The 11,364-nt window shown below is 63.9% G+C and carries 9 protein-coding genes and 1 tRNA gene; 5 read left to right on the top strand and 5 right to left on the bottom strand.

From position 1 onward, the window contains the following. Window positions 1–505: 505 nt before the first annotated feature. Window positions 506–1,024: a carboxymuconolactone decarboxylase family protein gene (locus ACIBJI_RS11120; RefSeq protein WP_396955735.1), complete on the bottom strand. Its 519-nt coding sequence runs from the start codon at window positions 1,022–1,024 to the stop codon at window positions 506–508. A 44-nt stretch (window positions 1,025–1,068) separates the two neighbouring features. Next, window positions 1,069–2,049, bottom strand: coding sequence for an alpha/beta fold hydrolase (locus tag ACIBJI_RS11115; protein ID WP_396955734.1), 981 nt, complete (start codon window positions 2,047–2,049; stop codon window positions 1,069–1,071). 20 nt (window positions 2,050–2,069) lie between these two features. Here ACIBJI_RS11115 and ACIBJI_RS11110 point away from each other — a divergent pair, with 20 nt between their 5' ends. Then, window positions 2,070–3,068: a GlxA family transcriptional regulator gene (locus ACIBJI_RS11110; protein WP_396955733.1), complete on the top strand. Its 999-nt coding sequence runs from the start codon at window positions 2,070–2,072 to the stop codon at window positions 3,066–3,068. 782 nt (window positions 3,069–3,850) lie between these two features. On the opposite strand, the gene menC is transcribed toward ACIBJI_RS11110, so the two are convergent. Beyond that, window positions 3,851–4,957, bottom strand: a complete 1,107-nt coding sequence (gene menC / locus ACIBJI_RS11105; RefSeq protein ID WP_364339748.1) for an o-succinylbenzoate synthase — start codon at window positions 4,955–4,957, stop codon at window positions 3,851–3,853. 151 nt (window positions 4,958–5,108) lie between these two features. Here menC and ACIBJI_RS11100 point away from each other — a divergent pair, with 151 nt between their 5' ends. Then, window positions 5,109–5,393: a hypothetical protein gene (locus ACIBJI_RS11100; RefSeq protein ID WP_364338812.1), complete on the top strand. Its 285-nt coding sequence runs from the start codon at window positions 5,109–5,111 to the stop codon at window positions 5,391–5,393. Here the strand turns inward: ACIBJI_RS11100 and ACIBJI_RS11095 are convergent. Continuing rightward, window positions 5,390–6,604, bottom strand: a complete 1,215-nt coding sequence (locus ACIBJI_RS11095) for an Ig-like domain-containing protein (RefSeq protein ID WP_396955732.1) — start codon at window positions 6,602–6,604, stop codon at window positions 5,390–5,392. The two genes, ACIBJI_RS11100 and ACIBJI_RS11095, sit on opposite strands and share 4 nt — an antisense overlap. Window positions 6,605–6,920: 316 nt before the next feature. On the opposite strand from ACIBJI_RS11095, the gene ACIBJI_RS11090 reads away from it, so the two are divergent. From ACIBJI_RS11090 to ACIBJI_RS11080, 3 genes are all read left to right on the top strand, one after another. After that, window positions 6,921–6,993, top strand: a tRNA-Lys gene (locus tag ACIBJI_RS11090). Between the two features lie 389 nt (window positions 6,994–7,382). Continuing rightward, entirely contained in the window at window positions 7,383–9,941 is a 2,559-nt protein-coding gene (locus tag ACIBJI_RS11085) for a LuxR C-terminal-related transcriptional regulator (RefSeq protein WP_396955731.1), read from the top strand. Window positions 9,942–10,572: 631 nt separating this feature from the next. Next, entirely contained in the window at window positions 10,573–10,863 is a 291-nt protein-coding gene (locus ACIBJI_RS11080) for a hypothetical protein (protein ID WP_364338805.1), read from the top strand. Between the two features lie 40 nt (window positions 10,864–10,903). Here ACIBJI_RS11080 and ACIBJI_RS11075 read toward each other — a convergent pair whose 3' ends face one another. Further along, on the bottom strand, window positions 10,904–11,362 hold the full coding sequence (locus ACIBJI_RS11075; protein WP_364338803.1) for a MarR family transcriptional regulator: 459 nt from the start codon (window positions 11,360–11,362) through the stop codon (window positions 10,904–10,906). Window positions 11,363–11,364 lie beyond the last annotated feature (2 nt).

Here is an 11,364-nt window from a genome sequence, read left to right as displayed (position 1 = left end):
TTTATTTTGGTTCCCCCCCGTTTTGTTTTCCGGGGGGGGGGGGTTGCCGTGCCCCGACCCCCCCCGTTTGCCCGGGGGCCCCCACCCCCACATTGGGGGGGGTTCCCCGCACCGAGTCATGTCTATACTCCAGATTTGAATCACATTGCGCTGCAACATATTGCCGTGAATTCGAGACTCCGGAAGCCGTCGAACACGATGCAGACACGACCAAAGGGCTCAACGTCGGAGGCACCTGATGATGCGCTGACCGGCACTTTCTCTTTGGTTCGCATGCTGGGGCATTAGGAATCGACTGTCTCATTGCGCGAACGTGCAGCCAACTTCTCGAACAGCAACATACCCCATGACCTGCGACAACGCGCCCGGTGCGCGTCAGACCCGGAGCCGAAGGCCCGGGCACCCCGATCCTTGCACAGAGGCCCTGGCCGGCGATTTTCGTCGGCCAGGGCCTGGCTTGTTGCTGCGGTCACCTCCCGGCAGGCAGGAGGTTGCGGGAGTGGATTTACTGTCCCACCACAGGTGTCCACTGCACGGCGGGTGAGACGCCGGGGATCGGCTTGCCGATGACGGCCACCGGGACGAAGAAGTTCACCTGCCCGATTGCCATCGCCAGGGTAGCCAGGGCCTTGTCGTCGTAATGGGCACTCGCCTGCGCGTACAGCTCGTCGGACACCCGCGCGCCCCCCGGTGACGGTTGCAGGACGGCCTCGGCAAGGGCGAGCGCGGCGCGCTCGGCCTCGCTGAAGTAGGGGGCGTCCTGCCAGGTCGCCACGGCCGCGATGCGCTCCTCGGACTCGCCTGCCTTGCGCAGGCCTCCGACATGCTGCAGCACCAAATAGGTGCTCCCGACGATCTGACCGGCGCGCAACTGGATCAGGCCGATCGTGGTCCGCGGCACCGCGCCGTTACCGGTAGCCTTGAACAACGCCTTGGTGACCTCGCCCATTTCCGGGACGAGCTGTAGTGGGTTGGGCAGCCGCGAGCCGGTCGATTCCAGTGTGGTGGTCGCATCGGTTGACATGATGATTTCCGTTCTCCTGCTATCACTTTGGTGTGGATATCCCGTCAGTGGATCTGCATTTCCGGCACCCGGGTCGCGAGGAATCGGACAATGAGTTCCGCTGTGGCATCGGGCTTTTCCGAATGCAGGTAGTGGCCGCCCGCTATGGTCGCGAGCTGCCCGATACCTGGCGGCATCGCGGAGATGACCGCTTCGCCCTCGGCTGTCGGATCGGCGAAATCCGGGTCAAGCGTGCCCATGATCACCAGCGCTGGGCAGGCGACATTGGGCAACTGCGCGTGCGCATCGGCCGGCGTGGACTCGGTCTTCATGAATTCCGCCATCCGCCCCGGTTCCCGCAAAGTGGAAGCCAACGCCGCCATAGACGCGGAATAGTCGGCCGGCTTACTCGCGTAGGCCACGTCGAGGTAGCGAAGCCACCATCGCAGGCTTCCCGTCGCGGCCATCCCGAGCCGCACCATCCCCTGCCGGTACCGGCGAACCCTGATGAAACCCGGCACGCTGAACTTTTGGAGCAGCGTGAAAGGGTTGATCTCCACAATGCCCGTGACGAGCTCCGGCGCGGTGGCAGCGGCGATCGTCGCCGCGCCCCCGGAAATTGAATGTCCGACGATCACCGCCGGGCCGCCGAAGTGCCGGATCACCCCGACCATGTCCCGCGCCACATCGGTCCGGCTGATGACTGCCCGCCCGGTCTGCGACACCCAGTCCATCGACGACTCGCCATGCCCTCGAATGTCCATATTGACAACCCGGTAGCCCGCCGCCGCCAGCCGGGGCGCCACGGCTCGGTACGCCTGGCGATGGTCACCGATGCCGTGCGCCAACAACACGAGCGGACCCTCCCCAAACACCTCGCAGGCAATCCGACCACCGGTCAATTCCACAAATTCGGTCACTGCATCGCCTCTCCTGAAGTCCCTGCAGGTCAGGGACACACTGTGATGACCGAAATTGAACGGCAGAACGCAGCCGAGATCGAGGACGGCGGCAGACTCGGTCACCGAGCTGGCAGGGATCGTCACCAGGCAGCCATAATGTCGACGTGTTTACTCGGACTGTCGTGTTCGTCGTCTACGACGGTTTCCAGCTGCTCGACCTGGCAGGTCCGCTGGATGTGTTCGCCGCGGCCAACCACGCAGTGGGCGCTCCGGCCTATCGACTGATCACGGCGTCGCCGGGCGGCCGGGCGATCGAACTCGCGGGCGGGGCGAGTTTCGCTGTCGACCGAGCATTGGAGGAGGTAGCTGCCGCCGACGAGGCGATCGACACCATGCTCGTAGTCGGGGGCATGGGGGCGTTCGTGCCGAAGACGTCGTCGGAGGTGGCGCGGCAACTGCCCGCACTCGCGCGGCGGTCCCGGCGGATCACCTCGGTGTGCGCGGGCGCGTTGGTGCTGGCCGCCGCAAAGCTGCTGGACGGGTATCGAGCCACCACGCACTGGGGGGCCATGGATCATCTGGCCCGCGCATTTCCACTGGTAAGGGTGGAGCCGGACCGGATTTTCGTCCACGACCGCAATCGGTGGACGTCGGCCGGGGTCACTGCGGGCATCGATATGGCGCTGGATTTGGTGGGTGCCGATCTGGGCACCGAGCTCGCGCAGCTCGTCGCCCGGCAACTGGTCATTTACGTCCAGCGGGCGGGCGGCCAGGAGCAGGTCAGCGCGCAGCTGCGAAGCCGGCCCGCCCGAACGCCGTCGATCCGCGCGGTACAGCAATGGCTGCCCGAGCACCTGACCGAGGATCTGACGATCGCCGCGCTGGCCAGTGGAGCGGGTATGAGCGAACGCACCTTTGCGCGAACATTCCGCGCCGAGACGGGTACCACTCCTGCACAGTTCATCGAGACCTTGCGGCTGGAGGCGGCTCGTAGACTGCTGGAGAGCACCGACCTCACCGTCGACGCGATCGCGCGCACGGTCGGCTACAAGCACGGTAAGACACTGCACCGGGTGATCGCGCGGCGGCTGTCCACCACCCCTGATGGCTACCGGCAGCTTTTTGCCTCAACCACCGCTCATCCCCAGCTCCACTCTGCGTGACTCGAGGCACTGTAGGGCATCGACCCGTCCGGACCTTTCGGCGTTCCTCGGACTGTTCTCAATGGTTAGGCCATCAGTTCCACTGGATCTCGGCGTGAGGCCAGCAGCCCCACAACAGTCCCGACCTGCCGGATCACGATCTGCTGCCCCCTGACCAGGATTTCCCGGTTCGTATGCCGGGACCTCCGGGACCCGAACGTCGCGGTGCGCGAACCGTCCCCAGAGGACGGTTCGCGCACTATGACCAGCAGATCCTTCACTGTCGACGATATCGTCCACCGGAATTCGGAAGACCGGGACCAGCCGATCTGGGGCAGTAATCATTACCCGAGCAACAGCTCTTCGGCTAGTTACAGGAACCAGCTGCCGCGCAAGGTATTTCGGAATCGAATGCTCGTCCGCCGGCGCTGAGCGTGACTGTTCACGTCACTGGCCCTCACGGGCCCATTCTCGTTCGGGCCGGGCAGATTCGGCGGCATAGTCCTTGGCGAATGCTGCGCAGTGCTCTTGTGCTGATCGGGTGCGGGGAATGCGGTGGCATTGCATCGGGAGCCGGTCGCTGAGCACAAGTCCGGTGGCCCGCCGGTGTCGGATCTGCGGACGGTGCAGCGAGCGATCAACCGCACGCGTCAATTCTTGTCGGGCCGGATAATGGCGCCGTTGAGGATCCGTAGCAAAAACCGCATGATCGACGCGGAGACATGCACTGGCCGCCCCCATGTGGCCTCCATCGCGTGGAGGCCACGACGGCCGACTGGCGCGGCCGGGATCAACCACGCGGTTCATATCGGCGACAACCATTCCTTGCTCGTCGTTGCCGCCTCCAGCGCATCCGGCAACGGGTCTACACCGAGGCCGGACCCGTCAGGCACGGTGATGTATCCGGCTTCCAGCCGGAGCGGTTCGATGATGTCTTGTTCGTAATAGCGATCCGAGGCCACGATGTCCGCGGGCAACGTGCAACCGGGTAGCGCCGCTACCGCCAGATTCGCCGCCTGACCGAGCCCGGTTTCCAGCATTCCGCCGCAAAAAGCCGGTACGCCGTGTGCCACACAGACATCGTGGGTCGAGCGCGCCTCGAGATAGCCGCCGACACGTCCGGCTTTGATATTCACCACCGAGCACGCCCCCAGCTCGATCGCATCGGCAGCGCCCCGGGCCGAGAGAATCGATTCGTCCAGGCAGATCGGCGTACGCAGGCGAAGGGCGAGCATGATGTGATCGCGGCAGCAGTCCTCGGCAAGAGGCTGTTCCAGCAGTTCGAGGCCGAACTCGTCGAGACCAGCGAGGTGGTCGGTATCGGCCGATGTATAGGCGCCGTTCGCGTCGACCTGCAGCTTAAGAGCGTCGCCGAACCGCTCCCGTACCGCCCGCACGGGCGCGACATCCCATCCTGGCTCGATCTTGAGCTTGATCCGCTGGTAGCCCTGTTCCAGATATTCCATGACGGTATCCAGCAGTTCGGGTATCTCGTCCATGATCCCGATCGAGACACCCGCGGCCACCGATGTGCGAGTCGCGCCGAGATATCCGGCGTAAGAACGTCGTCGGGCGCGCAGCCAGGCGTCGAGGATCGCCATCTCCAACGCGGCCTTGGCCATTCGATGACCAGGAAACCGCGCAAGCGTGGGCGCTACATCATCCGGGTCGAGATCTCGGCCGGCCAGCGCCGGCAACAGAAACCGGCGGATGACGTCGGCGGCGCCATCGATGTACTCGGAGGAAAAACTCGGAGAGGGCAGTGCTACGCACTCGCCCCAACCCTGGGCGTCCGAGGCAACCACCCGCAGCAGGAGAATGTCGCGCGACAATTCGACCCCGAACGAAGTCCGAAATGGGCTGCGTAGCGGAAGGCCCAGCCGACGCAGCTCAACGCCCTCGAGCCGCACCTTCACAGCTTGGCATATCAGCCTCTTGCCGATAGCCGCTTACTATCACCAATTATCTGACAGATCACTGTTTCACTCCGTAGACTGCGGGCATCAGGGGCGGTGTCACCGGGACGCTACCCCGGCTGATCAGAAAGACACCAAGTTCGTGATGCGTTCGGCGGTAATCGCAGCTTTCCTCGGCACAACCCTGCTCGCAGGCGCCACCGGTACCGCGACCGCGGATATCGTGGTCGAACCGGGCACCGGATCCAGTACGGGTTCGAGCTCGACCACCACCGGATCGGCCGGCGGTCTCACCACCACCGGCTCCTCGGGCACCGGATCGGCCGGTGCCGCGATGTCCGGGTTCGAGAATCTGCTGTTCGGCGGGCCGCTACTGTGCGCCGCGCTCGGGAGCGCCGTCGGAGCGACGCTCACTTGCGCGTCGGGCTAGCTGTTGTCGGCGTTGCCCGCCCTCCACTCCGACCACGGGATGTTCCAGTCCCCGAGGCCGTCCACACCCGAAAGCGTGCCGCCCACGGTGTTCCTGACGATGGTGATATCGCCGCGCTTGGCGTTCTGCAAAACCCACAGCGCGTTGGCGGGGCTCAGGTTCAGGCAGCCATGGCTGGTGTTCGAGTAGCCCTGCGCACCGACCGACCACGGCGCGGAGTGAAAGAAGATGCCCGAGTAGGAAAGCCGGGTCGCGTAGTCGACCGGCGTCTTGTAGCCGTTCGCCGAACTCACCGCGACGCCGTAGGTCGAGGAGTCCATGATGATGCGGTCGAAACGATCGCCGACGATGTAGATGCCGTTATCGGTGGGCGTGCTGTCCTTACCCATCGAGGTCGGCATGGTCCGCACCACCTCGCCGTTCATCTCCACTGTCACCTGCTTGGTGTTGTCATCCGCAGTGAAGATCGTCGGATCGCCGATGGTAAAGAACGAGTGGATATTGTCCTGACCGAACAGTCCGTTGCCGAGATCACGGCCGTAGACGTTCACATCGATGGTGACCTTGGTGCCCGGCGCCCAGAAATGCTCCGGCCGCCACCGGACTTCGCGATTGTTCACCCAGTAGAAGGCGCCCTCGACCGGCGGCTCAGTGGTGATCTTGATCGCGTTCTGCACGGACTTGCGATCCGGAATGTTCTCGTCGAACTGCACGGCCACCGGCTGACCGATGCCGACCACCTCGCCCTCGCCCGGCAACAGATACGGCTTGGTCTGACTGCCCGGAGAACTGGTGGTGAAGCTCAATACGGTGGAGTTCGCGCCGCCCAGCCCGATCGCGTCGGCCTTCAGCCTGTAATTCTTGCCGTAGCCGAGTACTTCGGTGGTCTCCCAGGTCCGCCCGTCCGCGGCCAGCTTGCCCGCGACCGGAACACCCTGTGAGTTGGTCAATGTCACGGTGGTGAACTTGCCGTCGTCGACCTTGAAGGTCAGCGGCACGCCTGGCGAAACCCCCATGTCACCGTCCTTGACCGGCGACAACAGCTTGGGCTTCATCAGCTCGGTGATCGGATTACGGTCGATGGCCACCGTCGAGTTGTCAGCGGCGTTGGACGACGAACACGCCGTCAAGGCCAGCGCTAACACCGCGCATACGATTACCGGTCCCGTGATCTTTCTCATCGACCGATGTCGACCCAGACCAACGCTCATAACCAAACCCCGTTTCAAGTCCCGATGCACCAGGGCACCGATGGCTCGGAATCCAACCCGACCACGCTCCTCCCGCAACGCCGACGGAGTTCGGTTCGGACCACGCTCCAGACATTCTGCCAGCGCAACGGGTCCGGTCCAATGTGAAATCACTCCGCCTCAGGCGAGTTCCACCGGTTAGATCATCCGCGCCCCACCGGGTGTTAACACCTATCGCGAACTCGCCCATCGCCCCCGGTCAGAAACCGATTTCACTTCTGGGTACTCGGCCTGTTAATGTTTGTCCCGCACCGGAACACGGAGCGCAGCAAGACACGCGCCATTAGCTCAATTGGCAGAGCAGCTGACTCTTAATCAGCGGGTTCGGGGTTCGAGTCCCTGATGGCGCACTTAAATTAGCAGGTCAGGCCCGATTTCATGATCGGGCTTGTTTCGCTGTACCGGACCGTCACCAAAAGAACACCAAAAAGTCACCACCAATGACCAATGGTTCCTCAGCTGGCGGTACTACCCCAGCTCCAGCACAGCCGATGAGTCCGGTGCCTGCTCCGGCGAGACGATGTAACGCCGCTCCGTGATGCCCTCACGAGAATCCCCCAACTCTGTGTGCAGATCGCGCAGCACTCCACCGCAGCCGGGAAACACGAGCGCCCGTAAGGCCAGCGCTGCCAAGCGCCGACGACTGAGCGAATAGCTGGACAGACCCTTTTTCGCGCCGTCGGGTGGCGCTGATGACGAGGGATTCAGCCTCGGGACGCGGGGCCTATAATTGTTTGGTATGGATGTCAGGCACCGGGATGGTGCAGGCAGCCTACCCGCTGTCACCTACAGCTTTGTCGGTCGAGACCGCGAGCTGGAAAAGATCAGCACCCTACTGCTGGGCCCAGCCCGGTTGATCACCCTCATCGGCCCCGGTGGCATCGGGAAGACTCGTCTGGCCGTCGAAGCGGTGCGCCGTTGCGGTAAAGCCGAAGCCAGGAAAACACGAGCGTACTGGGCTCGATTGGCTCGATTGACTCCGGATTCGGATTCGACCGCGGTCGCGGAAGAAGTCGCCCATGCAGTGATCAAGGCGGATTTCTCCGGGCGATCGGCGTGGGACGCCTTGGTCGACACCCTCACCCCGACCGATACCACCGGACGTGCCCCGCACTCCGTGCTGGTGCTCGACAACTGCGAGCACGTACTCTCCGGTGTCGGGCCCCTGATCGCCGACCTCATCGAGACGGTACCGGGGCTGAGCATCGTGGCCACCAGCCGAGAACCCATCGGCTGGATCGACGAACACCTGATCACCGTTCCGCCGCTATCGCAGCGCGAGGCCCTGGCCCTATTTCGGCAACGCGCCGAACTCACCGAACATCCCGTCACCGGTAAAGACCAGACCACCACCGCCGCCGAGATCTGCCGCCACGTCCACAACCATCCCCTCTACATCCAATTGGCGGCCGCACGCCTGCTTCGCCAACCGATGGCCGCCATTCTGCACGGGCTCACCGGCCACGCTGATGACACTCGACTGAGTTGGTCGCATGGCCCCCGCGTGGGCGCCGACCCGCGCCATCGAGGAGTCGTCGACGTCATCTCCTGGTCCTACGAGCTGTGCAGCGACAAGGAACGTCTGCTCTTCGACCGCCTGTCGGTGTTCGCCGCCGGCTACGACACCAATCCCGACGACACCACAGCGGCTGCACCGGATGTGGGTGCCGAGCTGGACGCCATCGAGACAATCTGCTGCGACGACGAAACCAGCGATACCCGAGTGACCCTGACCCGGCCGGAAATCGAGGGCCTGCTCGAGCGGCTTGTCGATCAATCGTTGGTCACGACGCACAGGACGGCGACCACGGTGCGGTATTCACTAGTGGAGAGCCTGCGGGTATTCGCCCAACAGCGACTGCGCCAGCGCTCCACCGCCGCGGTGGACGAACCCACCCGCTTGGCCCAGCGGCACTGCAGCTACTACCACGACAGGATCGCCTACGCCGCGGCCAACTGGTTCGATCCCGAAGGGCAAGCCCTGGTGGACTGGGCCCGGACGGTCTGGGCCAACACCCTCACCGCGATCGAAACCAGCATCACCACCCCGGGCCGAGCCGGAGACGGTCTGGAGATCTGTCTCGGGCTGATCACACTGCAGGTGTGCTTCACCAGCGGCTCCGTACGAGAAATTCGCCAGTGGACCCTACGCTGCCTCGACGCCACCCGGGCAGCAACCCCGCAACCCTTCGAACTCCAGATCGGGGCCATGGCCACCATCGCATGGCTCGCCACGCTCCAAGGCACCCACGAGGATGCCGAACAGCTGCTCGATGACTGCGTTTCCGCCTGCATCCCCGACCCAGACATCATTCGGAACTGGCGAGACACCGCCGAGACCGACATCGGGCTGCCCGCTCCAGTCGAATTCGCATGGGGTGCGGAGCTCATATTCGCGCGCCGTGACGCCCGCGCCATCACCGTCCTGAGCCGAGCCAGGGATAAATTCGAGGCCTACGGCGACCACGGCGCTGCCTCAATGAACGAGCTGTTCGCTGCCCTGGCCGCTGGCATGCTGGGAACCGCGCAGCAAGCCCACGAGATTACGCAGCATTACCTAGAGCGCGCGTCCATTTCCGGAATTCCATGGGAAAAGGCTTGCGCCGACCTCACCAGGGCGGCAGCCTTGACGCTGCACGGCAACCCCACCGATGCACTGGCTCTCGAACGATCCTCGCTGGCGTATCACCTCGCCACCAACGAGCAATGGGCCGCGGTGTGGTTGGTGCAATACCGCACCTGGTCATTGGCGCACATCATCACCGACTCGATCGTCGCCGGAAAACCCGACCGCAAGAAACTGATTGCCTTGGCCACCGAAATCGCCCACTTGGCCGGCGGCACCACCACCCTACGAGCCAAGCTCGGCATCGACTTCAAGGCGTCTGGTCCCCTCTTCGACGAATCCGAAAAAGCTATCGCTGTCGCCCGCCGGGTACTGGGGCCCGACGCCTTCACTACGGCAGAAGCCCGAGGCATGCGCCTGCGTCCGGAACGAAACGAAGTGCAACGGCTGGCACTGGGCACACTGACCATCGATACTCCAGCGGACGCGGGCGCCACATCGCACTGGTACGAATTGACCCGGACCGAACAACAGGTCGCGATCCTGGCCGCGGCCGGGTGGACCAACGTCGACATTGCCTTCCGCCGTGGAAAGTCGTCCCGAACTGTCGACGCCCAAATCGCGGCGATTTTCAATAAACTGGCCATCACTTCACGTGCCGACATATCCGAGCACATCCCCAGTAGATTCACCGACCAGGTCCGAGGCGAAACCGCCCGACGACCGCGCTGACAGCAGGGACTGTCTGAAAGACCCGCGCATCCGATCTCGGTCTGACCTACCCGATCCTTGTGGTCAGCGAACTCGCCCCCTCCCCTCCCCTGGCACGAACATATCGGCGACGACGACGAAACCGTCGCGGACGTACGCGATCAGCCCGCCCAGCTAACGGCGTGTGGTGTCCTTCCCGGCGACCGTGCCGGTGAAGGTATGTTTCGATGTCGATGCCGTCGAGTGGCAGACGGACGGCGTTCTGAATGCCCCGGCTCCCCTGACATGTCGGGATTCTTCGAGGTCAGCCTCCCGCCCACCCCAGAGGTGCTTGTGTTCGCGAGCCCTGCTGAGGCCTTTTCATAGGTATAGCCCACGTCCATTACCGATGCTGGGGTCTATACCTACGGCCCATGCTGGTTGTCGTGCAGAAGACGAAGGTCTGGGTGACGCCGTCATCAGCCCTTCAACCACACAATCTTGCGACGGGCCGAGCTCGACTTCATTGCCGAGTCGACGGCGAACAGGTGCGTATATGCCGCCCTGCGATGACAAATCCATCCGGCTGACCGAAGTGTAATCTCTCGTGGCCGACCGACCGGAAACCGAATCATCCATGACAACTGCACTATTACCTCTTGCATACGGATACGTGCGTGACGATTTGCTCTGTGACCGCGACTGGAATTCGAGCGAAGCCAGACTGCGGGACACTGCCAGGTCACTCGGCTACGAGCTGGGCACCGTGTTTCGCGAGCCCCCACCACAGAACGGGACACTGCCCCCGGCGTTCGTCGATCTCGTCCAGGAATGCAGGCGAGCCGAGGCACACACCGTGATAACCCTGCGTGGACACATGTCGGATATGTCGGTGTGCCGGATGGTCCTGCTGGCGGTCCTCGAAGTGCGAGCCGGTGCCGCGGTGCACGAAGTCGAGTTGTGAACCATTCCATCAGCGCATCAGCCGCGAGGTGCGGCTGAAGCTATGCACCGTCGTTGCCATCGCGCAGGGAATGGATCATGCTCCGCAGGATCCGGAAGGCGTTTGACTGCTCGGTCTCGGTCATGCAGGCCAGCATTCTGACCTCGACGGACCGGACCGCTACGGTCGCCTTCTCGAGGCTCCGTCGGCCGCGAGGCGTGAGCCGCGTGGGCAGAACCTTCCCGACGGGTGCCTCCGCAGGCCTGGTCACGTAGCCGTCTCGTTCCAGGGCCTGGAGCAGCACGTTCATCGTCTGCCGGGTCACGAACGCGCCCCGCGCGAGCTCGGAGTTCGACAAGCCCGGTCGTTGAGCCAGCAGCTCGAGGCAGGAGTAGTGCGTCACGCTCATCCCGAGCGGCCGCAGCACCTCGTCCATGGCTGCACGCAGCGCGCTCGACGCCTCTTTCAGCAGGTAGCCCAGTGACGTCTCCAAGTCGACGCCAGCACCGTCTTGACTCATGT

Source organism: Nocardia sp. NPDC050408 (assembly GCF_044458905.1).
Classification (GTDB): domain Bacteria; phylum Actinomycetota; class Actinomycetes; order Mycobacteriales; family Mycobacteriaceae; genus Nocardia.
Note: the sequence above shows the minus strand (reverse complement) of the source record. Positions and strands in the feature narration are given on the sequence as shown.

What these genes read in the sequence shown, in the direction of transcription:
- ACIBJI_RS11120 (WP_396955735.1), bottom strand. Translation starts at nt 1,024, where the DNA reads ATGTCAACCGATGCGACCACCACACTGGAATCGACCGGCTCGCGGCTG.
- ACIBJI_RS11100 (WP_364338812.1), top strand. Translation starts at nt 5,109, where the DNA reads ATGCGTTCGGCGGTAATCGCAGCTTTCCTCGGCACAACCCTGCTCGCA.
- ACIBJI_RS11095 (WP_396955732.1), bottom strand. Translation starts at nt 6,604, where the DNA reads ATGAGCGTTGGTCTGGGTCGACATCGGTCGATGAGAAAGATCACGGGA.
- ACIBJI_RS11085 (WP_396955731.1), top strand. Translation starts at nt 7,383, where the DNA reads ATGGATGTCAGGCACCGGGATGGTGCAGGCAGCCTACCCGCTGTCACC.
- ACIBJI_RS11075 (WP_364338803.1), bottom strand. Translation starts at nt 11,362, where the DNA reads ATGAGTCAAGACGGTGCTGGCGTCGACTTGGAGACGTCACTGGGCTAC.